This window comes from Streptomyces sp. NPDC006476, assembly GCF_040612015.1.
Lineage (GTDB): Bacteria > Actinomycetota > Actinomycetes > Streptomycetales > Streptomycetaceae > Streptomyces > Streptomyces griseorubiginosus_B.
The window spans coordinates 154,529-176,666 of record NZ_JBEXPK010000013.1 but is presented as its reverse complement, the minus strand read 5'-3'; the positions used below and the strand labels follow the sequence as shown (position 1 = coordinate 176,666).

At 68.9% G+C, this 22,138-nt stretch carries 20 protein-coding genes and 2 pseudogenes; 16 read left to right on the top strand and 6 right to left on the bottom strand.

Going from position 1 to position 22,138, the window contains the following annotated elements; translation table 11 throughout:
* Nucleotides 1–67: 67 nt before the first annotated feature.
* Entirely contained in the window at nucleotides 68–361 is a 294-nt protein-coding gene (locus ABZZ74_RS17160) for a hypothetical protein (RefSeq protein ID WP_356765595.1), read from the top strand.
* 20 nt (nucleotides 362–381) lie between these two features.
* Here ABZZ74_RS17160 and ABZZ74_RS17155 read toward each other — a convergent pair.
* Nucleotides 382–491, bottom strand: a pseudogene (locus ABZZ74_RS17155) (IS5/IS1182 family transposase); the annotation flags it as partial.
* A 221-nt stretch (nucleotides 492–712) separates the two neighbouring features.
* Between ABZZ74_RS17155 and ABZZ74_RS17150 the strand changes: the two are divergent.
* The 3 genes and pseudogenes from ABZZ74_RS17150 to ABZZ74_RS17140 all read left to right on the top strand — a co-directional run bounded on the left by ABZZ74_RS17150 (nucleotide 713) and on the right by ABZZ74_RS17140 (nucleotide 3,376).
* Complete coding sequence (locus ABZZ74_RS17150; protein ID WP_356765593.1) at nucleotides 713–1,102, top strand: hypothetical protein; 390 nt, start codon at nucleotides 713–715, stop codon at nucleotides 1,100–1,102.
* 173 nt (nucleotides 1,103–1,275) lie between these two features.
* Nucleotides 1,276–1,894: pseudogene (locus ABZZ74_RS17145) on the top strand (transposase family protein); the annotation flags it as partial.
* 360 nt (nucleotides 1,895–2,254) lie between these two features.
* On the top strand, nucleotides 2,255–3,376 hold the full coding sequence (locus ABZZ74_RS17140; RefSeq protein ID WP_356765591.1) for a PP2C family protein-serine/threonine phosphatase: 1,122 nt from the start codon (nucleotides 2,255–2,257) through the stop codon (nucleotides 3,374–3,376).
* A 155-nt stretch (nucleotides 3,377–3,531) separates the two neighbouring features.
* Here the strand turns inward: ABZZ74_RS17140 and ABZZ74_RS17135 are convergent, their stop codons facing one another.
* Complete coding sequence (locus ABZZ74_RS17135) at nucleotides 3,532–4,209, bottom strand: HdeD family acid-resistance protein (protein WP_356765589.1); 678 nt, start codon at nucleotides 4,207–4,209, stop codon at nucleotides 3,532–3,534.
* Between the two features lie 360 nt (nucleotides 4,210–4,569).
* Here ABZZ74_RS17135 and ABZZ74_RS17130 point away from each other — a divergent pair, with 360 nt between their 5' ends.
* From ABZZ74_RS17130 to ABZZ74_RS17115, 4 genes are all read left to right on the top strand, one after another.
* Entirely contained in the window at nucleotides 4,570–5,778 is a 1,209-nt protein-coding gene (locus tag ABZZ74_RS17130; protein ID WP_356765587.1) for a hypothetical protein, read from the top strand.
* Nucleotides 5,779–6,158: 380 nt separating this feature from the next.
* Nucleotides 6,159–6,671 carry an MFS transporter gene (locus ABZZ74_RS17125; protein WP_356765585.1) on the top strand — a complete coding sequence of 171 codons (513 nt, stop codon included), beginning with the start codon at nucleotides 6,159–6,161 and terminating at the stop codon, nucleotides 6,669–6,671.
* Between the two features lie 93 nt (nucleotides 6,672–6,764).
* Nucleotides 6,765–7,406, top strand: a complete 642-nt coding sequence (locus ABZZ74_RS17120; protein WP_356765583.1) for an MFS transporter — start codon at nucleotides 6,765–6,767, stop codon at nucleotides 7,404–7,406.
* A gap of 40 nt (nucleotides 7,407–7,446) precedes the next feature.
* On the top strand, nucleotides 7,447–7,686 hold the full coding sequence (locus ABZZ74_RS17115; protein WP_356765581.1) for a hypothetical protein: 240 nt from the start codon (nucleotides 7,447–7,449) through the stop codon (nucleotides 7,684–7,686).
* 142 nt (nucleotides 7,687–7,828) lie between these two features.
* On the opposite strand, the gene ABZZ74_RS17110 is transcribed toward ABZZ74_RS17115, so the two are convergent.
* Nucleotides 7,829–8,191 carry a VOC family protein gene (locus ABZZ74_RS17110; protein WP_356765579.1) on the bottom strand — a complete coding sequence of 121 codons (363 nt, stop codon included), beginning with the start codon at nucleotides 8,189–8,191 and terminating at the stop codon, nucleotides 7,829–7,831.
* Between the two features lie 672 nt (nucleotides 8,192–8,863).
* On the opposite strand from ABZZ74_RS17110, the gene ABZZ74_RS17105 reads away from it, so the two are divergent.
* The 6 genes from ABZZ74_RS17105 to ABZZ74_RS17080 all read left to right on the top strand — a co-directional run bounded on the left by ABZZ74_RS17105 (nucleotide 8,864) and on the right by ABZZ74_RS17080 (nucleotide 17,703).
* On the top strand, nucleotides 8,864–11,539 hold the full coding sequence (locus ABZZ74_RS17105) for a LuxR C-terminal-related transcriptional regulator (RefSeq protein WP_356765575.1): 2,676 nt from the start codon (nucleotides 8,864–8,866) through the stop codon (nucleotides 11,537–11,539).
* Between the two features lie 863 nt (nucleotides 11,540–12,402).
* Nucleotides 12,403–13,746: an alpha/beta hydrolase gene (locus ABZZ74_RS17100; protein ID WP_356765573.1), complete on the top strand. Its 1,344-nt coding sequence runs from the start codon at nucleotides 12,403–12,405 to the stop codon at nucleotides 13,744–13,746.
* A gap of 10 nt (nucleotides 13,747–13,756) precedes the next feature.
* Nucleotides 13,757–15,349: an alpha/beta fold hydrolase gene (locus ABZZ74_RS17095; RefSeq protein ID WP_356765571.1), complete on the top strand. Its 1,593-nt coding sequence runs from the start codon at nucleotides 13,757–13,759 to the stop codon at nucleotides 15,347–15,349.
* A gap of 147 nt (nucleotides 15,350–15,496) precedes the next feature.
* Nucleotides 15,497–16,360, top strand: coding sequence for a DUF6461 domain-containing protein (locus ABZZ74_RS17090; protein WP_356765569.1), 864 nt, complete (start codon nucleotides 15,497–15,499; stop codon nucleotides 16,358–16,360).
* A gap of 42 nt (nucleotides 16,361–16,402) precedes the next feature.
* Nucleotides 16,403–16,813: a hypothetical protein gene (locus ABZZ74_RS17085; RefSeq protein ID WP_356765567.1), complete on the top strand. Its 411-nt coding sequence runs from the start codon at nucleotides 16,403–16,405 to the stop codon at nucleotides 16,811–16,813.
* A gap of 119 nt (nucleotides 16,814–16,932) precedes the next feature.
* Nucleotides 16,933–17,703 (top strand): methyltransferase domain-containing protein, encoded by a 771-nt coding sequence (locus ABZZ74_RS17080; RefSeq protein WP_356765565.1) that lies wholly within the window; start codon nucleotides 16,933–16,935, stop codon nucleotides 17,701–17,703.
* 180 nt (nucleotides 17,704–17,883) lie between these two features.
* Here the strand turns inward: ABZZ74_RS17080 and ABZZ74_RS17075 are convergent, their stop codons facing one another.
* Nucleotides 17,884–18,753 carry an alpha/beta hydrolase gene (locus ABZZ74_RS17075; RefSeq protein WP_356765563.1) on the bottom strand — a complete coding sequence of 290 codons (870 nt, stop codon included), beginning with the start codon at nucleotides 18,751–18,753 and terminating at the stop codon, nucleotides 17,884–17,886.
* A 362-nt stretch (nucleotides 18,754–19,115) separates the two neighbouring features.
* Between ABZZ74_RS17075 and ABZZ74_RS17070 the strand changes: the two genes are divergently transcribed.
* Nucleotides 19,116–20,222: a hypothetical protein gene (locus tag ABZZ74_RS17070; protein ID WP_356765561.1), complete on the top strand. Its 1,107-nt coding sequence runs from the start codon at nucleotides 19,116–19,118 to the stop codon at nucleotides 20,220–20,222.
* Between the two features lie 25 nt (nucleotides 20,223–20,247).
* Here the strand turns inward: ABZZ74_RS17070 and ABZZ74_RS17065 are convergent, their stop codons facing one another.
* Nucleotides 20,248–20,574, bottom strand: coding sequence for a hypothetical protein (locus tag ABZZ74_RS17065; RefSeq protein ID WP_356765559.1), 327 nt, complete (start codon nucleotides 20,572–20,574; stop codon nucleotides 20,248–20,250).
* Between the two features lie 341 nt (nucleotides 20,575–20,915).
* Between ABZZ74_RS17065 and ABZZ74_RS17060 the strand changes: the two genes are divergently transcribed.
* Nucleotides 20,916–21,062 carry a hypothetical protein gene (locus ABZZ74_RS17060; RefSeq protein WP_356765557.1) on the top strand — a complete coding sequence of 49 codons (147 nt, stop codon included), beginning with the start codon at nucleotides 20,916–20,918 and terminating at the stop codon, nucleotides 21,060–21,062.
* Nucleotides 21,063–21,087: 25 nt separating this feature from the next.
* Here ABZZ74_RS17060 and ABZZ74_RS17055 read toward each other — a convergent pair whose 3' ends face one another.
* Complete coding sequence (locus tag ABZZ74_RS17055; protein WP_356765555.1) at nucleotides 21,088–22,119, bottom strand: saccharopine dehydrogenase NADP-binding domain-containing protein; 1,032 nt, start codon at nucleotides 22,117–22,119, stop codon at nucleotides 21,088–21,090.
* Nucleotides 22,120–22,138: the final 19 nt, after the last annotated feature.

Sequence of the window (22,138 nt, the reverse complement as noted above, 5' to 3'; positions counted from 1 at the left end):
ACGGTCCACAGCATGATCACGGCGTCTGGGCCGTGTCCGGCGGATCATGGGGCCGTAGGATCTGGGCGTGATTGACCTCCAGGTCCGAGGCGAGAACGGCACGATCGAGGCCCACGCGAAGCACGGTGTGGTCTGGGGTCCTGAGCTGGCTGGTCTTGATCAGTCAGAGTTTCCCATGCTGGGACACCTGCTGCCGTACGGGGACACCGTTTTCAACCACCGGCAGGTGTCCACCCTGTTGGAGGAGGTACCGCGGCTGCCCGCAGGCGTTCTGACTGATGAGTTCGCGCGCGAGTTGATCGAGCTGGGTCAGGTCGTTCTCGACGGACACGGCCTGTACCTCTGGTTCCTCGGGGACTGAGATTCCAGGCCGGTTCGGCCCCGGAGCCGTAGCCGGACCGCTGCGGTGGTGACGGTGCCATGGAAGACGTAGGTCCTCTTGTCGTAGCGAATGGCGACGCTCATGAGTTCTTGATCCGGTTGATCGTCCGCCCGGACCCGCGGGGCCGCCGGATTGATCGCACAGCAATGCGCCAGGAACCTGCTGGTGCGTGGCTTCGCGCGGAGGTGCATCCTGAGACGTGGAGCGCACAGCGTCGGTGGGGCGAGCCAGGCAGCCCACCCGATGCGTACCGAAGGCTGCCGCCAGAGACGGCCTTCTCGGACCAGGGAGCAGGTCATGCCATCCCTACACTTCCACGTGAACTCCTCGATGACCCCAGCCGAGGTCATGGCGGTATTGACGAATTTCAGTCCCTCCCGCGTCGAGGAGTGGCCGTCCATCGATGCCGAGCACTTCCAGGTCCACGAGCGGGGAGATATGTGGGCGGAGGTGACCGAGGGAAACAACAAGTCGTGGGAACGCGCACGCTACGAATGGGACCCCTCGAAGAACACGGTCACCGTCACCACGCATGACTCGGTACCTTTCGGCTCGGGCGGCTGGCAGTTTCACATGACGCCCACGGACAACGGCACGCGCGTCGACGTCAGACTTGAACGGCACCCCACCTCGTTCACCTCAAAGGTGAAGTCTTCGATCATTCCGCTGGCCGGGCCGGTATTCCGGAAGTCCTTCAGGGAACCGCTGCACACCACCTAGCCGCACCGCCGTTGCGCCCAAACACGCCATCGTCTGTGTACACGGCTACTTCGCCGTGCTCCCGGTGCGTAGCGGGAAGAACAGCGCCGCAGGTGACGTGGGGATTGAACCAACACCGTCCATCGACGCGGGGTCGAGCAGGTGGTCGACAAGGCGGCAGCAGCCCTCGCGGACGGCCGGATGGGGCCGACCCGATTCGCAGGGCAGCACTGGAGTCTGCCGCTGGAGGAACCAGAACTGCGGGTCACCGCGTACCGGCGTACAAACCTCACGCTCCGCCAGCTCGCACCGCTGTTCGGCATCTCCAAGCCGGCGGCCGATCGCATCATCCACCACCTCGGGCCGTCGCTCGTGCTCCAGCCACCCAGGCGTTTTCGTGAGGACGCCGTGCTTCATCGCGGGCGGAACCCTGGCGCCCGCCCGTGGGCACACCGTCGCCGAGCAGGCGAAGGACTACAGGTACTCGACCAACCACCAGGTGGTCATCGATGCCGACACCGGGCTCGTGGTCGTCATCGCCCGGCCTCTGCATGCCAACCGCGACGACTACACGGCATGGGAACTGTCCGGCGCGGCGGACGCCGTCGGCCGCAGTACGTTCATTGCTGAAGGCGGCCCTGGAGGCACCGGTCTGGTCACCCCGCGCCGACGCGAGTGCCGCCAGGCCGGACTCACCGCCTGGAAACGGGAACACAGAGCCGTCCGCGATTGCCGCTTGAGAGGTGCCGGCGTCCACCACGTCGTCCTGGGAATCGTCCGATCGCCCGACTCCACAACCGCGCCCTGGCCGGGTGGCGGTGGGACGCGGAGGACCAGGCTAGAAAGGCGCCTTTGCCTCCGCTCGCTCAACGATGCGTGCGCCTTGGTTACGACCGTTTCGACCTCGTCGGCCGACCGCTGACCCGGCGAGATGGTCCAGGAACCGCCGCGTGGCGCCGGTGCCGGCCGTTCGGGAGGCGCTGACGGCAGCATCCCCGTTCTGCACGCCTACACCACTCCTTGTGAAGAGTCGCCTGATGCCGAACACCGAGTCTTCACCGCCGCCCATGAGGCTCGCCGAAATGTGATGCGAGGCGATCGTTGCGGTCTCGCACGGTGACGGTTCGCGGAGTGGCGCATACTCGGATTGGCGAGTGGTGGAAGGCTTGAGGCATGGGCTTTCGGCAGCGGCTGGATTTCACGCGTTTCTGGCGGCCGGGTCACGTCCCCGTGCTGGTCGTGATTCCACTTGGGTTGATCGTCAGCGTGTGTGTGGTGGATGTGCTGGCGCCGTCGGACATCCATCTCGGTCCGCTGCTCGTGGCGGCGCCAGCCGTCACGGTGGCTTTCGCCGGTGCACGGGTGACCGCGCTGATGGGTGCCCTGGCGGTGCTGGCGCAGGTGCTGATCGGTCTGCTCAGGGGGGTCCTGACCACCGCCAACGTTCAGGCCCAGATCGCTGCTCTGGTCGTTGTCTCCGTCGTGTGTGTCGCTGTGTGCGTGGTGCGGGATCGACGTGAGCGGCAGTTGCATCAGGTGCGGTCGGTGGCCGAGGCGGCGCAGAGTGTGCTCTTGCGGCCACTGCCCGCGCAGACGGGTGCGCTCCAGATCGCCGGCCTGTACCTGCCCGCCGAGGAGGAAGCGGATCTGGGTGGGGACCTGTACGCGGTCGCGCGAACCGCCGAGTACAGTACTCGGCTGCTGATCGGTGACGTGCGCGGTAACGGCCTGGCCGCGATCAACAACGCAGCGCTGCTGCTCGGCGCATTCCGTGCGGCCGCTCATCGGCAGGCCACCCTTCCGCGGCTCGCCGTCCACCTGGACGCCGCGTTGCGCTGGGACACCAGCCAGTGGCGGCCCCCGGCGGAGCAGGACACCAGTGAGGACTTCGCCACCGCCATACTGCTCGACATCCCCGACCACGATCCGGTAGTCCACCTGATCACGTGCGGCCACCCGCCGCCGTTGCTGCTGCGGGGAGACCGCCTCACCCCGCTGGTGGCCGAGGCGAGCCATCTGCCGATCGGGCTCGGCGGTGTCTTCGGCCTTGATGCCTACGACGTGCAGACGTTCTCGTTCGACGTCGGCGACCTGCTCCTGCTGTACACCGACGGCGTCATCGAAGCCCGCAACGCCAAGGGAGTTTTCTATCCCCTCACCGAACGGGCGCCGCAGTGGGCCAAGGATGACCCCGACGAACTGCTGCGCCTCCTCCGGGACGACCTGCTGGCGCACGTCCATGACCACCTCAATGACGACGCGGCGGTGGTCGCGATCCGTCGTCTGACAGTCTGACTTCCCGCAGTCTGAGCCCGGGCGACTCCTATGCCGGAAATTGGTGTACGTAGTGCGGCTTGTGCTTGGGGAGCCCGGGGTCGGGGCACGGCATCAGCGATCTGCGGCGCGGGCGCACGAGTGGTCGGTGTGCCTGCCGAAGGAAGCCGTTGCTGTCAGTGCTGGGGATGCGGCTGAGAGCGGAAGAGAGGCCGTCGCTCGGCGGCGGTACCGGAAGCGAGGCGGCCGACTTCGATGCGCATCCGGATCGCGTGGAACACCTCGACCACTCCGAGCACGATGGCCATGATGCCCGCGGTCAGGGTGAGTGCGGCGATCGAGGCGAACGGCGCGACGATGAGCGCGATTCCTGCCAGCATGCCGATGATTCCGGAGAACAGCATCCAGCCTCGTGCAGGCATGGCCGCGGTGGAGGCCGCCGTGGCCGTCACCATGATGCCCCTCAGGAGCCAGCCGAAGCCGATCCACAGGGCGAGCAGCAGAATCGACTCCATCGCACCCCTGAAGCAGATCAGTCCCAGCACGATGGAGAGCGCACCCGTGATGAAGTGCAGGGCCCGAAGATGCCCCGGAACGTGTGTGCCGAAGGCGGCGGCCAACTGGAACACACCCGTGACCAACAGATAGACGCCGAAAAGCACACCGACGACCCGGAGCGTCTCTCCCGGCCATGCGAGGAAGACGACCCCCAGGGCGATGGCGGCCAGGCCCGTGGTGAGCAGGATCTGCCAGCCCATGTTCGCCAATGCGCCGAAGCGTTCGGTGCTGGAGTCGTCCTGTGGTTCTTTGCCGAACTGGGCACCGGTGAGCGACGGATCGGAGGGTGGTGTCATGACGCACTCTCCTCCCAAGAACAAATTGGTCGGATCGGTCCCTCCATCCTCCTCCGCTCAGCGTCGTGCCGCCCGGCAAAGCCGAAGAATGCCGCCTACCGGCTGCTCACCTTCTGGCTGAACGTGCCGCGGGTCGGGATCGCCCTGGGCTTCGTACGGCGGCGCGGATACGTGTGAGACGGACGGGACCGCTTGGCCCGTGGTGCCCTCAGCTCAAGATCCGGCCATTTGACGCACTTGTACTCCAGGATCATCCGCAGGTGCGGTGAATGTCCCCATGTTTCATGAAGTAAGAGATTTCCCGTCAGTGGAACCTTGCCTCCAGTCACTCCCTCCTGCAGGGCAGAGAAGGAGGTCGAAATGGGCGACAGCCTCACGACGGCGAGCGACACGCTCACGCGGCGGTTCGTACCGAGGCTCCGTCAACCGTCTCGGCAGTGGAGGCATCGTCCGGAGCCGAGGAATGCGCTGCCGGCGCTGGCATTGTTCGCCTCCCTAAGGCTCACCGGTGTGATCCTCGCGGCCCTGTGGTCGCTGCACCTGGGCAAGCACCCGCGCACCGTACTCGGCCTGGAATGGGACGGCCACTGGTACTGGCACATCTCCCAGTACGGCTACGGCATGATCATCCACTCGCCCGGAGGCCACAGCGTCTACAACGACCTCGCGTTCTTCCCTCTCTTCCCGGGCCTGATCCAGGCAGTGAGCAAGGTGCTGCCGATCGGCCCGATCAATGCGGCGCTGCTCGTCGCGTGGAGTGCCGCTCTGATCGCGGCCTGGGGTGTGTACGCGGTGGGCGAGCTGCTGCACACTCGACGCGTCGGGATCATCCTCGTCGTACTGTGGGCGCTGCAGCCGCACGCGATCATCCTGACGATGGCGTACACCGAGTCCCTTATGACGGCCTTCGCCGCCTGGGCGCTGTATGCGGTACTGACTCGCCACTGGCTGGCCGCGGGGACGCTGGCAGTGCTGGCCGGCTTGTGCCGTCCCAACGGGATCGCCGTGGCGGCCGCCGTCGTCATCGGAGCCGTTGCTCATCTCTGGCAGCTGCGCCGCGCCGGTGAGCCCACCGCTCCGCGTGCGTGGGCGGCCGCCGCCCTGGCTCCCCTCGGATGGCTCGGCTACATCGGCTGGGTGGGCCTCCGCACCCACAGCCCCCTCGGCTACTTGCGGGTGCAGAGCCTGTGGGGCTCACGGTTCGACTTCGGCCACTACACCGCCCACATGATCAAGCACCTGATCATCGGGCACGACACCCTGGTCGCCTACGTGACCGCCGCGATCGTCCTCGGCTCACTGCTGCTCTTTGTCTTCTGCGTCGTGAACAAGATGCCCGCGCCCCTGCTCGCGTACTGCGCGGCACTCGTCGTGATCACCGTCGGCGGCACCCACTTCTTCACGAGCAAGCCGAGGTTCCTGCTGCCCGCCTTCCCCCTGCTGCTCCCGCTCGCCCTCCATCTGGCGCGCAGCCGCCTGCGCACTCTCGTGGTCCTGCTCGCCGCGATGGCCGGCGTCTCGCTCTTCTACGGCACCTACCTGGTCACCGTTTCCCACGCGACGCCGTGACGTGAGCGTCGCAGGTCGGATCAGCCACTTCCGCCGTCCCAGCCGCCGTCTCCCGACTCGTAGGCTCCCTCAAGGGTGTCTCCGCCCGGCGTCTGCGGCAGGAGTTGCCAGCCCATAACCGTAAGTGCCTGTGAGGTGAGCACTTCTCGTCCTACTTCGCCGCCTCGTGCGGGGGCGCGTTCCGCGCTGGATTCGGCACCCCAGGCCGCCGGGCGATTGGTGTCCGTCGATCGCCTCCGGAACGCGAGCGTCACCGAGGCAGTATCCCCACGCCTGCAATGACAAGCGCCAGCTTGAGAGACGATCAGCGGGCCGCCACACCCATCCTGCGGTCGAAAAACACGTTGACGGGTGCGCCGCCCAACTCGACGATCGAGCGCATGTCCGCCGCCCTGGCGCCTCTGCGTCACCGCCCGTTCCGTCACCTCTTCACCGGTACGACGGCGAACCTGCTCGGCAACGGAGTGGCGCCGATCGCCCTGGCCTTCGCCGTGCTCGACGCCACCGGCTCGGTCGGCTCGCTCGGGTTGGTCGTCGGCGCCCGCTCCCTCACCGGCATCCTCTTCCTGCTGTACGGCGGGGTGTTGGCGGATCGCCTGCCGCGCGGCCCGCTGCTGGTCGGCAGCAGCCTGGTCAGCTCAGCGAGCCAAGCGGTGACCGCCGCCCTGGTCCTCGCGCACAGTGCGGCCATCCCCCTGTTCATGCTGCTCGCCGCGGTCAACGGGGCGTCCAGTTCCTGCTACCAGCCCGCCGCCCAGGCCCTGTTACCCCAAACCGTCCCGACCGAGTCCCGCCGCGCCGCCCTCGCGCTCTCCCGGATCGCGGGCAACACCGCGACGATCGCGGGCGCCTCCCTGGGCGGCGTACTGGTCGCCGCGATCGGACCCGGCTGAGGCCTTGCCCTCGACGCCCTCAGCTTCGCGCTCGCCGCCGCGTCCTTCACGCTGGTCCACGTCCAGATCGCGCCGCCCCCGCCGAGCCCTGGTGTGATCCGTGAACTGCGCGTTGGCTGGCGGGAGTTCACCTCTCGCAGCTGGGTGTGGGTGATCGTGGTTGCCTTCTGCTTCCTCAACGCCGGCCTGACCGCCTCCTTCACCGTCCTCGGCCCGGCCGTCGCCGACACCACCCCGATCGGCCGCACCGGCTGGGGCCTGGCCCTCGCCGCATCCTCCCTCGGCGCGGTCGCCGGTGGCGTACTGTCGCTGAGATGGCGGCCCCGGCGCGCGATCCTCGTCGGCTGCGCGCTGATGGGCCTGACAGCGACGACCCCGCTGCTGCTTGCGCTCGCCCCGCACACCTGGCTGCTGGTCGTGGCCAACTTCGTGGCCGGCGTGGGCGTTGAACAGGCCGGCGTCGCCTGGTACTCGACCCTCAATGAGCAGATCCCCGAGGACCGCCTTGCCCGCGTCTACGCCTACGACGATCTCGGCTCCTACCTCGCGCTCCCGCTCGCCCAGTTCGCCGCCGGACCCGCGGCACTCCTCCTCGGCCTCCATGCCGCGCTGTACGCGGCCGCCGCGCTCATCCTCCTGGCGACCCTGACCATGGTCGCCACCCCCTCCATCCGCGCACTGGCCCCGAAGACTGCACAACCACTGCCCGTCTCCGAAGATCCGGTGCCGGGCTGAGCCCGACACGCAGACGGATGCTGGATGGACGGCTATGCCGATGTGTGGCGTCATCGTCGAGCGGGACCCCGAGCATGTCGAACCAGTCGTGGCTGAGGTCTCCCCGCACCTCGACGTCGATGCGACGAGCGGCGGATCCGACTGGGTGGTCACCGCCGAAGGTGCTGTCCGCCTGGCGATGGCTGCTGCGCAGCACGGCTGCCAGCCGGTCCATGTATCCAACGACGCGGTGCTCTCCGGCGCTCGGGCGTGTCTGCCAGGACGCGTCCTGCCTGCCTGACCCGGTCATCCCACGACGTCGCATGGGCGTAGGCGCGCTGGCGTTCATCATCCGGCCGTGCCGCCCAGCGCAAGCTGCACACCAGGTTGCGCGGCGCCCGTTGGGCGGAAGCTGGCGCATGCTCATTGCTGAGCGGCCTGATCTATTCATCGTCGAGGCACAGGCAGAAAGGGTGGCCGGCCGGGTCGAAGAGTACCCGGACGTTTTGCTGCGGCTGGAACTCAGCGATGGTGGCGCCCAGGGCGACCGCCTCGGCGACCGCCGATTCCAGGTCGCCGACCTGGAAGTCGAAGTGCATCATCGGGCGCTGGTCGCCGTCCGCCGGTGGCCACACCGGGGCCCGATAGCCCTCCGCCTGCTGGAACACGAAGAACGGTCCTTGCGGCGAGGCGGCCACGATGGCGGTTCCCGGCTCCGTGTGCCCAATGTGCCAGTCGAGGAGCGCGGCATAGAACTGCGCCAGAGCGCTGGGGTCCGGCGCTTCGATCGTCGTCCCCCACCACATGCCGCCTGCTCGAGATCGCATGCTTGAGCCTATCCGGGATACGGGCCCTCTCGACCAAGCGCAGGCACGGCATTTTCGTCCGGCGCGCTACGTCGACGCACTCCGCCCCGGACAACCGCCAACCGCGGGATGCGGCGGCAATCCGCTCAATCCGCATCACGGTAGCCGCGTCTAGTGTGACCGCATCGAGCTCACCGAACTGACGACCAGCAGCACAACAAGGGCCGCGACAGCCCGACCTGACCGTCGTGAGCAGACCTACCGGCGAGTTCGGCTAAGGGAATCCCACGTAACGCTGCACGGCTCCCGCGCAGCACGCGGATCTGGTCAGCCGGCTCGACGCCTCTGCACTGCGCCCGTCGTCGAAGCGGCCCCCTCGCCGACTTTGGCCTGCTCCTGCACGCCGACAGGAGACCCATCGGCAGCTCTTCCCGGGCTGCCGGGCGGTTCTGTCGGCGGTCGCGGTGTCCAACGCCTCGTCGGGATGCGGTGGTTGGTCTCCATGGTGGACAAGACCGCGGCGGTCTTCCTCAGCGGTGCAAAGGGTGCGCGGACGCAATGGCAGGCTGACGGTCAGGCTGGCCCGCGTGTGCCAACGTGGCGGCCGATCATGGGTGCGGCCTTGGTCACCTACCATCCCCTCCTGCCTGTTTGCCCGACTACGCTGCGGTCATGGCTGATGATCGGCAGTACGGTGGTCTGTCCACATCCGACCGGGCGACCGAGGAGACGTCTGCGCTCGTGGGCCGCACCACGGAGACCGGCGAACTCCTGAAGGCTCTCGCCGAGTTGCGGGCCGGTATCGGGCGTGTGGTCGCGGTGACCGGTGAGCCCGGCATCGGAAAGAGCACCCTCCTTGCTGCTGCGGCGGCCCGGGCACGAGCCGACGGAATCCCGGTCGTGCCGGTGGAGGCGGTCGTCGACGCGACGGCTGGTCCGGACGTGCCCCTGGTGGTCGTCATGGACGACCTGCACGCTCTGCACCGGGAAGAAGTCGCCCTGGCAGAGCGGGCCATGCGGTCCGCCATCACCACCCCGTCGCTCTGCCTCCTCGGCTACCGTCCCCGCCAACTTCCCCCGGTCAGCGCCGAGTTGCTGGCGCGTGCGGAGGCGTCCGGTCACCTCGCCAGCGTGCCGCTCGGTCCGCTCTCCCGAGAGGAGGCGGCTCACCTGCTCGGCGATCCTCTGCGCGCAAACAGCGTGTACGACGATGCCCTGGGCAACCCGTTGTACCTCAAGGCCCTTGGACCGAAAGGGCCGGCACAGGATCGGGCCGTGACGGCGATCCTGGGCGAATTGGCCGGGCTCGACGAGCACGCGCTCACGGCCGTACAGGCTGCGGCGGTTCTCGACGGGCCGTTCCAGCCTGAGTTGCTGGCGGCGGTGGGGGATCTCGGCATGGCGACGACTCTCTCAGCGCTGGACGTGCTGACCCACCTCGACCTCGTGCGGCCGGCCGAGCGTGCGCCGTATCTGGCCGTTCGTCACCGCGCCGTGCGGGAGGTCGTGTACGAGAGGGTGCCGCCGAGTCAGCGTCACGCCATGCACAGACGGGCCGAGACCGAACTGGCACGGCGGACCGCACCCGTCACCCTGCGCGCCCGGCATGTCGCGCAGGCCGCCGATCCGAGTCGGCCGGACCACGCCACCACCCTCATCAGCGCGGCCCGCAGCGAGCTGTTCGACTCCCCGTCGACGGCCGTCGACCATCTGGAAGCCGCGGTCGCCCTGCTGTCCGACGGAGGGGAGCACTGGTACGAGGCGCAGGTCCTGCTCGCCCGGGCCCGGATGCTGAGCGGCAAGGAGGCCGACGCCCGCGCGCTGCTGGACACGCTGCGGTCCACCATCACCGGCTCGCACGAAGCGGCCGCACTCGCCGATTCGAGCCGCCTGGAACGCCACCGCGGCCGGCACACGGAGGCCGGAGCCATGGCCCGCGCCGGACTGGCCGCCCTGACCGAACACAACGGCGCCATCGCTGCCGCCCTGCATGTCGAACTCGCCGACCACGCCTACTCGGTGCGGGACTACGACACGTCCCGCCACCATGCCGAGACGGCCGCGGCACTGGCCCGTGGCCACGGCGACCGGGTCGGCGAGTGCCACGCCCTGGCACAGGCGGCCCTCGCGTCTTTGTTCCTCGGCGACCAGCCCCGAGCACGCCGGCAGGCCACGGCCGCCGCCGATCTCGTGGACGCGGCCGGCGATTCCCTGCTGTCGACGAACCTGGACGCGATGCTCCAACTCGGCATGACCGAAGGGATGCTGGAACGGCTCGACGACGCCGAACGCCATCTGCAGCGCGCCGCCGCGCTGTGCGGGCGGACCGGTCAGGTCTACGTCGAGCCCAACATCCTCACGGTACTGTCCAACACCCAGTTGCGTTCCGGGCGGCTGCGTGCCGCACTGGCCACACTCGACCGCGCCGACGCGATCACGGCGGGTGACGGTGGCCCGGTGACGGAGGCGATCATCGCGATGGTCCGTGCCGAGACGCTCTTCTGGCAGGACGGAGCGCGGGATCAGAAAACCTGGCAGGCGTCGGCCGACCGAGCCCTGGAGATCGTGGGGGGTTCGCAGGCCGCGTGGGCCATCTCCGTTCGCTGCTTCCACGCCGAACTCGCCCTGCATGCCGACCCGTCGAACGCGGCACGGGCCCGCTGGCTGCTGCTGGACGCAGCAGGCGGCGACGAGCTCTCCCGGGTGGCGGGCTGGCGCAAGCCACGCTGGTGCGACGCGCTGGCCAGAGCGGCCGCCGCCGTGTCCGACCCGGCCGGCACCGCGCACTGGGCGGAGCTGGCCGAGTCCTGCGCCGGACAGCTCCCGTCGCCGGGCCGACGGGCCTTCGCTCACCGGGCGCGCATGTGGGACCACGTCGTACGGAGCGACATCGACAGCGCCCTGCACAGCGCGCGGAACGCCATCGAGGGATTCGCCGCCGGTGAGGAACGCATCGAACTCTGCCGCACCTTGCTCGATGTGGCCGAAGTCGCGCTGAGCGTGGGACGCACGCAGGACGTGGCCGACTGGCTGGACCGGGCCGAGGTACTGGCCGGCCAGTGCGGCTCGGCACAGCTCGCCGACACGGCCGCGCGCCGACGCCACGACCTCACGAACCAGACCCGGTCACTTGAGCCGCAGGGGCCCTGGGCCCTCTTGTCGGGCCGCGAACGGGAGATAGCCCGCCTGGTCAGCAACGGCATGACCAACCACCGGGTGGCGGAGTCACTGTTCCTCAGCGTGCGGACCGTGGAAACCCATCTGAGCCAGATCTACCGCAAGTTGGGCGTGGCGAACCGAGCAAGCCTCACCCATGTCCTGCTCACCGAGGGCGGAGAGAATCCCTGACAACGCCGCACCGCCGGCTCGGGGTGGCGGCCCATATCACCGTGTCTCGGCGGTGGGAGTGCGAGGCCGAGAGCTGTCCTTCCGCGCCGCCCACTTGCCTCCCCCGACCGAGCCCTGCACAGGTCCGAGCCAAGACCGACCTCACGGGTCAGTAGCGGCCCTGTCGCGCGGGACGAGACCGTGAATTCGGCACCTGTCGGCTCGCTGGGCACCGGGGCCGACTACGTCTACGGCAAGTCACACTGCGTCAGCTGGGGCGGCGACATCAGCAACGTCAACGTGCAGGTGGGTCCACGGCGTCGCCACCCGCTCGGTCGACGACCTGGTCCCAAAGCGCTGGGGGCGAACCGCGGCACCCCACGTCCGAGGTCTCCCCGGATCTCCGGCGGACTGGACGTGGAATGACCGCGTGGAATGACGCCACGAACCCCCGAGTGGCGTACCCGAGTGGTGGACGTCTGCCTGCTCGCACAGGCTGGCCACGCATGCCCGCGCAGCCACGCGCCGACGGGCCAGACCACGTGTGCCGTCCCGGACGGGGCGGCCGCGCGACGTGAGAGAGACGGAATCACATGGCGGAAGCGGACATCGATCCGGGGTGCCTGCCGTCCGTGCGGAGGAGCGGTGGAAGGACCGGACGACCATGGGTGCGCGGCCCGCACAGGCGCCACCCCAGAGGCGCGCGCACCGGTGCAGCGCTCGCCGCGGCCGGTCTGGCCCTCATGGGGCTGGTCGGCCCGGCAGCCGGCAGTGCCACATCAGTCCCCGTCCACAATCCTTCGCCAGGAACTCCGGCGCGGTTCGTACCCGGCCCCTGCCCGACCGCTCCCGAGCCGGTCCCCGGCCGCTGCGGGTACCTCGAGGTGCCCGAGAACCACGCCCGCCACGACGGGCGAACCATCCGGCTGACCGTGGTCATCGTTCCGGCCACGTCGGCGAAGGCGGCCAAGGACCCGGTGGTGTTCATGGAGGGCGGTCCCGGAGGAGACGCGATCGGGGCGATTCCCTTCCTGATCGACTCCCATGTGAACCGGGACCGCGATCTCATCGTCATGACCCAGCGCGGCGGACTCCACTCGCAGCCGAACCTCGCCTGCCCAGAGATCAACCGGTTTTACGCCGGAGCCGTGGGGCGGCGCTATGACGCTCCGTCCACGGGGCGGCTCCTGGTGCGTGCGACGAAACAGTGCCGGGACCGTCTCACGGCCGCCGGAATCGAGCTGAGCGCCTACAACACGACCGAGAACGCCGCAGACTTCGCCGACCTGCGCAAGGCGCTGGGCATCAGACAGTGGAACGTCTACGGGTACTCCTACGGCACCGACCTGGCCCTCACCTACCTGCGCCGGCAGCCCGCCGGGATCCGGTCGATGGCGATCGACTCGGTCGCGCCCCCGCAGATCGTGAGCCTGCCATGGACCTGGGACAGCGCGGCGGAAGGGATCGACGCGATCTTCCGTGCCTGCGCGGCCCAGCCGCGCTGCAAAAGCCGCTACCCCAACGTCCGACGCACCCTGACGGAGCAGGTCCGCCGACTGGAGGCGCACCCCCTGACGGTGATGGCCCAGCCGCCCGGCGGAGGAAGCCCGGTGAAGGTCGTCCTCGACGGGGGCGCGCTGGTGAACGTACTGGTCGCCGACGGTGGCGCACTGCCGGCCGTCGACGTCCCCGCCGCGCTCGACGAACTCGCGCACGGTAATCCGCAACGCTTCGCCCGGGCGCGTGCCGCCGGCGCGACGCCCGCCGTCGGCGAGTTCGCCTACGGCCTGACGAACTCGGTGGCGTGCAGCGAGTGGGTCCCGGGATTCTCGCAGCGGGACGTGCTCCAGGCGGGGCGCCGGAACTTCCCCGGATGGCCCGACACGGTCCTGGCCCAGGCACCGCAACTCCCCTTCCAGTACGAGGTGTGCCGGGTCTGGAACGTTCCGGACCGCACCGCCGTCCAGCGGGTGGCCACCGTCAGCAAGGTGCCCGCGCTCGTCGTCTCCGGGACGTTCGACGCGAAGACCGGGGCGAGCTGGGGAGCGTACGCGGCCCGTACCCTGTCGCGCTCGACCGTGGTGCGGATTCCCGGCATCGGCCACTGGGTGGTCCCTCAGTCGCCCTGCGCGCAGCGCGTCCTGGCTTCCTTCCTGGCGCATCCGAGCGCCCCCGAAACCGGTTGTGTGGCGGGACTCGCGCCGCAACCGTTCACCATCACTCCCTGACGGAGACCGCATGATGTCCCCTCGTCCCTCCCCGTTCCGACACACTGTTCGACGGCGCCCGGCCGTCCTGGCCGGGGCGACGGCCGGCGTCCTCCTCACCGGCCTCGCCGTGGCCCCGGCCTCGGCCGACCCCGGGGCCGCGACACCGCTCGGCACGGTCGTCCGCACAGCGGGCCACGCCCGCTTCGTGCCCGGGCCCTGCCCGAGGACCGCGGACCCGATTCCCGCACTGCAGACGGCCCACTGCGGAACGCTCACCGTGCCCGAGAACCGGGACCGGCCCAGGGGCCGGAAGATCACCCTCGGAGTCGCGATCGTGCCGGCGGCCACGCGCCGACCGGCGTCCGACCCGATCGTGTGGTTCGCCGGCGGCCCCGGCGACGACGCGGTCTCGGAGATCCCGATGGCGCTCAACGGCGGCCTGAACCGCGACCGGGACGTGATCTTCATGTCCCAGCGGGGCACCTACTCGGCCGACCCGGCACTCACCTGCCCGAACATCGACGAGTTCAACGCCAAGGCCGTCGGCCTCGTCTACAACGCGCCGTCCACCGGGCGCCTGCACGTCGAGGCGACGCGGGCCTGCCGTGAACGGTTGGTGCGCCGCGGAGCCGACCTCGGCGCCTACAACGGCACCGAGAGCTCCGCGGACTACGCCGACCTGCGCAAGGCGCTGGGCATCAGACAGTGGAACGTCTTCGGCATCTCGTACGGCACCGACCTGGCCCTCCTCTACATGCGCCTGCACCCGCAGGGCATCCGGTCGGTCGGCATCGACGGCGTCCTGCCGCCGTCCCTGGCAGGCGGAGGCGTGACCTGGAAGGCCGCCCGAGAAGGCTTCGACGGCCTGTTCAAGGCCTGCGCCGACCAGCCCGCCTGCAACCGCCGCTACCCGCACCTCAAAGCCACCTTCGAACGCCTCGTCCTCAAGCTCGACGCACACCCGGTCACGACTACCGTCACCATCCCGGGCCGGCCTGCCCCGGTGAAGGTCGTACTGGATGGCGCGGCCCTGGTGACCTGGCTGACCTCGGCGACCCACGTCGCGGCCGGAGTGCCACACTCCATCGACGAGCTGGCCCACGGCCACCCGGAACGGATCGCCGAACAGTGGGCGGGCGGCAAGCTCAGCCCCCAGGCCATGGGCAGGGTTTCCTACGGGCTCGCCTACGGCGTCTTCTGCAGCGAATGGACACCCTACGAGAGCCAGGCCGACGTGATCCGGGTCGGACGACGCGCGTTCCCGTCATTCCCCCGCTCCTTGCTGGCCAACGCTCCGCAACTGCCCTTCCTGCACGCTGACTGCCGGGCCTGGGACATCCCCGCAGCGCCGCCCTCGATCCGGAACGTGACGCACAGCGATATCCCGACCCTCGTGCTGTCGGGCGGGTTCGACGCCCAGACCGCGCCGAGCAACGGTGCCTACGTGGCACGTACGCTGAGCCGGTCCACCGCGGTCACAATCCCCTACGTCGCCCATGTGACGTACGCCGAGTCACCGTGCGCGCAAACGATCACCGACTCGTTCTTCGACACTCCGACCGCGCCCAACACACGATGCCTCGCGAACGTCAAGCCGCCCACATTCGAGATCGGGACGTGAGGCCCAGAGTGCCGCCTTCACGTCGGTCCGCAGGCGAAGCAACGGCGCGAGCGAGCCTACCGCCGCCCTCTTCCCCTCCCCTGGAACCCGCAACGATCATGCCGCTGACCCCGGTCGTTGTCAGAGGCATCAGGCACACTGCGCAATATGAACCTGGTGACCGCGCACGACTACGCCTGGATCCGCACCTCGCCGCTCTTCCGCCACATGACGGGGAGCGGATACACCCTGACATTGATACAAGGCAGGACCCCGCGCGAGGTCCTGCGCGCGATGGAGGCGGAGCCCGTCGGCACCGGAGCGGGAACGGCCGGCCTGCTCGAGGCGGACGACGCCCACCGCGCCGACGTGGACTACGACTACTGGGACGAGTCCTACGACTACTGGGACGAGTCCTACGTCGCGGGCGCCTTCAACGCTCGGGGCGAGATGGGCGACTGGACACTCGTCCTCGGCTTCGATGGCGGCCTGGGCATCGCGCACGCGTGCGTGGAGACGCTGTCGCAGGGCGGCCGAGTCGTGGCCCACTCGACCAACGGCGGCAAGCCCATCGATCTCTTCCACTGGTTTGAGGATGGTGAGCTGCGTACGACGTTCGAGGTCCCCTCTGCGCGGGATGGCAACACCCCCGATGAACTGGTCCCCCTGCTACGGGAAGTCGGTTTCCCCCTGACTCCCGACGGAGAGCACGACGAGAGCGCCCCGGACGTCGACCGAAAAGCAGCGGTCCTCGCCCTGACCGAGAGACTCACCGGCATACGCGTCACCGAATCCCTCCTCCAGGACGCCACCTACGAACTGGGGCTCGTTCCCGAACAGCCCGCCGAGGAGTGGACCGGAGTAGTGATCGACATCACCGATGCCCACGGGGAGCGCCTGTACAGGGAATGGACCTACGACGAGATCGCGACGGCGACGGAACGCGCGCGGGCGGAGGCGAACGCACCGGTCGTCATCACCTACGGCGCGCCGCCGGCCATGGATCATTCGGAGCACGAGGCAGGCGGGTAGCGAGCGAACGCGCGAGGCGTAGCTTCCCGTTCCGTGTGGCACGTGACGCTGCTGCCGACTCTGCCTCAGAACACGGCACTGCTGGACCTGTTGCGGAAACAGGGCGTTCCGCAGGAGGACCGTAACTACGGCTACGAAGCGTGGGAGCTTCATACCCACCCTGATCTCCTCGACAGACTGGCCGATCTTGGTCCCCACTGGCCTGTCCTGGCGACCTTCGGGGTGCCGGTGCTCGCGACCAAAGACATAGCCGCCGTCGTCGCCCGGGGCACGAGCGCACTGCTGGTGCGCCTTCCCGAAGCGCCGTCCGAGCCGCTGGTGCCGGTGTCCGGCATGCGCTCTGGTATGCGGCGAGCCTGTTGGAGGACGGCGTCCCCCGTTGATCTGCGCCGCTCCTCCACTGCAGCATCCTTCGGCATCCGGGGTCCGCGCGGTGGTGGAGTCACATCGTGATCGTCGGCAGTTGGTACCGATCCCCCGCCGCGTAGCAATTCGCCCGTCCCACTGCGCCCCCATGCCCGTGATCCCTATGCTGGCACCCAAACTTGGCACGATCTGGTGGGGTATGTTCGATGAAGGCAGCAGACGAACAAAAGTCCGTATTGAAGTCGGGCGTCAAACGGCTCCTGGGACGCACGGGATTCGACATCGTGCGCAGCACCAACAACCTGGGCGGCGTCGACGACTTCATCCCGTTCGAGGCAACGATGAAAGCCGCACGAGCGGCCGGTCTATCGGTCGGTGACTACATCGACGAGGTCATGAACGGAACGCCTGGCGCCACCCAGTCCACCATCGACGAACTACGCACTCTCGGCGTCTACGAAGCCAAACCGGACACGGTGCTGGAGATCGGCCCCGGATCCGGGCGGTACTTGGAAAAGACGCTGAAGGAGTGTTCACCACAGCGCTACGAGATATACGAGACGGCAGCGCCCTGGGCCACCTACCTGGTGGACACGTTCGACGTGATCGCCCAACCGACCTCAGGGAGCAGCCTCGCCCCTACACCCGACGCGAGCATCGACCTCGTTCAGGCTCACAAGGTCTTCAACACCGTGACTTTCCTTGGGGCTTCGCGGTACTTCTTCGAGATGGCGCGTGTCACCCGGCCCGGTGGCCGGATCGTCTTCGACGTCATGACGGAGACCTGCCTGGACCCGGCTGCGGTACACGCCTGGGCGACGGAGGGCGGCTCGGGCCACGACTCCTACCCGGCCGCCATGCCACGCCGGACATGCGTCGACCTCTTCGCCACCCTCGGCTGCAGCCTGGAAGCCAGCTTCCTGGCCCCCATGGGCATCGCCTCCACCGAGGTACTCGTTTTCGCAAAAGCGGCCTGACGCTCGGAAGGCTTCACGGCAACTCGTCATTGCCACCATGCCCCGCATCGAGTCGTGATCATTCAGTGGTCCGGCTGACGCCGTCCAACGCCTTGCACCACCGGCGACCAGGGCAGTGTCAGTCGGCCAACTCGCCTTGCAGAGCGCCCCCCTGCCTCGGCGGAGCGGCCCGACGGTTTCTCACTCACGACGTCCGTCGAAGAACTCCGCCAGGCTGGAAGCGAGCGCCTCGGGAGCCTCTTCGGCCACATGGTGGCCGGCGTCGATGCCGTGGCCGCGTACGTCCACGGCCCACTGCCGCCAGATCTTCACCGGATCGCCGTACAGGTCCTCCAGGTCGTCCCGGAGCGACCAGAGGATCAGCGCCGGGCACTGTATCCGTGTCCCGGCCGCGCGGTCGTCCTCCTCGTGCCGCCGGTCGACGGTCAGGCCGGCCCGGTAGTCCTCCAGCATCGCCCGCACCACGTCGGGGTTTCTCGTGGCCGAGCGCCACTCGTCGTAATTCTCCTGTCCCATGCTCCGGGGATCGGCGCGATACCAGCTGTCCGGATCGGCGTTGATCACCCGCTCCGGGATGTCCGGCTGGGCGAAGAAGAACCAGTGCCACCACTGGGTTGCGAACTCGGCCGTGATACGCGACAGATGCTCACTCAATGGCAGACAGTCGATCAGCGCCACCCGCGCGACGGCGCCGGGGTGATCGAGCGCGAGACGCAGCGCGACACTGCCTCCCCGGTCGTGCCCGGCGAGCGCGAACCGGGGATGGCCCAGGCGGCGCATCACCTCCACGACGTCAGAGGCGACGGCCCGTTTGGAGTATCCCGTGTGGTCCGCCGTAGGGGCTGGACCGGTGGACCGGCCGTAGCCGCGCAGGTCGGGACAGACAACGGTGAAACCGCGTTGGACCAGGAGCGGCGCGACGCGATGCCAGGTCGCAGAGGTGCGGGGATGACCGTGCAACAACACCACCGGCGGCCCCTGCCCGCCGTAGCGGACGAATATCGACGCCTCGTCGACCTCAACTCGCCCGCTCTCAAAGCCCTCGAACAACGCCGGAGCCTCCCTCGTCACTGACCCGCCGCTCATGGCACCACCGGCCCAGCATCCCCGTTCCCGCGCCGCGTCACGATCGCGCCACCAGACCGCACGCGCAGCCCTTCCCTCGCCTGCGAACCCAGAACTGGCCCAGCCTGCCCCACACCCCGCGCGAGTCCCCAGACGTAACCGCCTCATGCACCAACGCTCTCACCGGCCTGAGTGCTGCCCCACAGGAGATTTACGAGACTCCATGGCGGCACTGGTCCCACTGCACTACGTCCGTGGTGGCGCTCGGGTCTCGTGACGGGCGAAAACCCGTTGGCCAGGCGGCGTCCAGCTGCGACTATGCCGCTGTTTGCCAAGGGGGAGGCTGATTGTACGTTTTCGTGTGTGGGGGATGTGGCGTTCATCTGACCGTACCGCTCTCCGAGGTTGCTCTCCCGACCCACGCCCACCAGCGCTACGGCAATGGGATCCAACTTCCGGTGCTCATGGAGTCGGGCACGTTCGCTGTGGATCCGGAACCCTGGGGGCCGCCTTGGCGGAGGTGGGAGGAGGTCGATCCGGAGGAGGTGGCGGCCCGTGGCATCTATGCGCCCGTCCACGCCCTGTCCGACGGCGTGGCCGGCGCGATGGTCGTCGCCCCCGGAGATGTCCGCGGCACCCGGCTGATCCCGGACAAGAGCGGCAGTGGCTGCTGCGGACCCGACGGGGCGGACGGTCCCAACATGGTCTGTGAGGCGTGCGGTCTGTCCGTGGCGACCAGGATCGACGACTGCTCACTCTGGCAGGCGGTGTGGCTCGCCCCGAACGCCGTGCGCTGCCTCCTCGTCGACGGCGTTGTCACCGCCCCACTCTCCTGGGAGGAACTGTTGGCGCAGGGGAAACGCACGCCTCCGTTCGAGCCGGTCGCGACGTGGGGCGGGCGGCTGGGGACGAGCCACTTCTGGTCATGGAGCCCCCAGTGGGAGGCTGCAGCCGGACTTGCGCTCGCCCACCTGCTGGTGGCCTCGCACGGCGGGCCGGTGACCGTCCCGGGTGGCCTGACCGGGGAGGTGTTCCAACGCGCCCTCGACGCCTTGTTGCCCGCGGGTTCGGTAGGGCGGCGCGCCGCCCTGGCGGGGCCGGGATTGGCCCTGCCCGACACGGGCGTTGACATCATTCTCGTGCCGGTACATCCCCAGACGGGTCAGACCTGGACGCCGGCCGGCCCGGCCGCACGGGCTGACCCGGTGCCGGTGCCCTTCGGGATGTGGCTGTCGTTGGCCTTCCCCCAGCCGTATCTACCCATAGGGACGCCGGGTGCCCTACCCGACGGGGTCCTGCGCGACGACCCGCAACCGCCGCATCCAAATCACCTGTTCAGGGCCGACTGGAGAACCTTCCAGAACACCTTGGTCCGGCTACCGGCCGTCCGCAGCCCGTGGCTGCGCGAGATCCTGGACGACCTCACCCCGCGCAGGCGCACCCGCCTTTTCTAACGCGGGTCAGGACCGAACGCTGCGATCAACGGGTTGAGGCCCGCCGGATGACGGCATCCCGATCGGGACCAAGCAGGAACGGCAGCAGTTCTCTCAGCGCGCTCGCGAACGCCCGCACCCTGACCCCAGTCAGGCGCGTATTGCCCGCGGTCCCCGGCAGATGATTCGGGGGCCCCAGCCCGCACTCGGCGTAGAGCTCCTCAACATCAGCCCGGCAACGGACAGCAGGGGGCCCGTCCGCCAATGTCACGCACGCCGACACCGCGATCTCGTGGACCCACACGTAGTGATAAACGGCGATCTTCAGACCGCGACCGGTGTACTCAAGACCCCCTTCGATGTCGGACGGCATCCCAAACCCCGCTTCGGTCAGGAAACCCAAAGCGTCCCGCCCCACCCGACGGACCACTTCCTCCCCCGTCTCCCGTCTCCCCATCCCGCCACCATCCAGCGGAGTCTCCGCGACCGCCAGACCTCCCACTTCGGAATTCCACGGCCAAGCAACGACGCCCTCCCGAGTAGGCACCCAGGCGCCCGCGACCTGCCAGGTAGAACGGCACCCGCCTCGCACGCTCTCATGATCGCGAGGGTGGCAGCCTGGGAACCGATGCCGACGGATGACCGTGACTGGGGGCTGGAGGCCGCTGCCGATGTACCGCGTACCACCTCATCGATCCCGCAACCGGAAATGGATTGGCCATCGCCTTCTTCGAGGACGAATCCGCAGCTCAGGCCGCCCGACAAGCGATCGAGAACCGGGCCGAGGAGATCGGCTGGAACAACACCCCGCATCCGGCACCCACTTCCCAGACGATCTACCAGGTCGTCCGCCACTCGTAGGTCGCACCGCAGCGTATGCTGCTCGCTAGGAACGCAGTTCCAGCGAGATGTGCGCGGACAGCGCGTCGAGGAAGTCGCGCGCGTCGAACATCTCGCCGGCGGAAGCGACACCGACTGTCCTGTTCCGTCCCGTGAGAATGCGCTCGACCGCTTCCACTGCGAGCGGCGCGGTGACCGCGTAGATGTCCTGCCCCCTCACCACGGCGCGCCGCTCGGCGTCGCCGGAGCGGACGACGACGTCGACGAGGAAGGTCTGTGCGGATCGGCCGTGCTCGTCGACGGCGGTCGGCGGCGGTGTGTCCGGGGACGCCAGGTCACCGGCCGCTTCCGCGGTCATATAGGTACGGACCTCAGGGATGGTCAGGTGGCTGGGGACGGTGACGACGTCGGCCATCGTGAACTCCCCGATGACAGTCCTGGGGCCCACCGGGTCGGGGAACGACCACTTCAGGGTGGGCAGGTCGTCGTCGTGGTACTCCAGCCGCCCGTTCGCGTAGCGGACGCGTCGCCCGTTGCGCCGCTTGCCGGAGACCTGGCCGGCGGCGCGGGTTCCCTCCGTGGGGTGCCAGCTGCTGAGCCCGTACGCGATGTGCGCCTCGTCGGCCGCGGCCCAGTCCGCCATCGCCGCGGTGGTGAGCAGGTCGCCGAGACCGCCGTAGAAGGCCATCGCGGGGACGACCGCCACGCCCGCGGCTCGGGCGCGGTCGCTGAAGTGCGCGAACGTGTCGGCGTTGGCCTCGATTTCAGCCGCCACGTCCACGTACGGAATCTTCGCGCGCAGTGCCGCCTCGATCACCGGGGCGGCCGTCGTGGCGAACGGGCCGGCGCAGTTGACCACCGCGGCGGTACCGGTCAGTGCGCGGTCGAGCGAGGCCGGGTCGTTGACCGATGCCGTACGGCTCTCAAGTCCGGGACCAGACGCCGACAGTTCCCGTAGCTTGCCGGCGTCCCTGCCGGAGAGGACCGGCACGAACCCGCGCTCCCTCAGCTGGGCCACCACGAACCGCCCCGTGTGCCCGTACGCGCCGAACACCACCACCGACTGCCCTGATCCCATGACTTCCGCCCTCGCTCTC

What these genes read in the sequence shown, in the direction of transcription:
- ABZZ74_RS17150 (WP_356765593.1), top strand. Translation starts at nt 713, where the DNA reads ATGACCCCAGCCGAGGTCATGGCGGTATTGACGAATTTCAGTCCCTCC.
- ABZZ74_RS17140 (WP_356765591.1), top strand. Translation starts at nt 2,255, where the DNA reads ATGGGCTTTCGGCAGCGGCTGGATTTCACGCGTTTCTGGCGGCCGGGT.
- ABZZ74_RS17135 (WP_356765589.1), bottom strand. Translation starts at nt 4,209, where the DNA reads ATGACACCACCCTCCGATCCGTCGCTCACCGGTGCCCAGTTCGGCAAA.
- ABZZ74_RS17130 (WP_356765587.1), top strand. Translation starts at nt 4,570, where the DNA reads ATGGGCGACAGCCTCACGACGGCGAGCGACACGCTCACGCGGCGGTTC.
- ABZZ74_RS17125 (WP_356765585.1), top strand. Translation starts at nt 6,159, where the DNA reads ATGTCCGCCGCCCTGGCGCCTCTGCGTCACCGCCCGTTCCGTCACCTC.
- ABZZ74_RS17115 (WP_356765581.1), top strand. Translation starts at nt 7,447, where the DNA reads ATGTGTGGCGTCATCGTCGAGCGGGACCCCGAGCATGTCGAACCAGTC.
- ABZZ74_RS17110 (WP_356765579.1), bottom strand. Translation starts at nt 8,191, where the DNA reads ATGTGGTGGGGGACGACGATCGAAGCGCCGGACCCCAGCGCTCTGGCG.
- ABZZ74_RS17105 (WP_356765575.1), top strand. Translation starts at nt 8,864, where the DNA reads ATGGCTGATGATCGGCAGTACGGTGGTCTGTCCACATCCGACCGGGCG.
- ABZZ74_RS17095 (WP_356765571.1), top strand. Translation starts at nt 13,757, where the DNA reads ATGATGTCCCCTCGTCCCTCCCCGTTCCGACACACTGTTCGACGGCGC.
- ABZZ74_RS17090 (WP_356765569.1), top strand. Translation starts at nt 15,497, where the DNA reads ATGAACCTGGTGACCGCGCACGACTACGCCTGGATCCGCACCTCGCCG.
- ABZZ74_RS17080 (WP_356765565.1), top strand. Translation starts at nt 16,933, where the DNA reads ATGAAGGCAGCAGACGAACAAAAGTCCGTATTGAAGTCGGGCGTCAAA.
- ABZZ74_RS17065 (WP_356765559.1), bottom strand. Translation starts at nt 20,574, where the DNA reads ATGCCGTCCGACATCGAAGGGGGTCTTGAGTACACCGGTCGCGGTCTG.
- ABZZ74_RS17055 (WP_356765555.1), bottom strand. Translation starts at nt 22,119, where the DNA reads ATGGGATCAGGGCAGTCGGTGGTGGTGTTCGGCGCGTACGGGCACACG.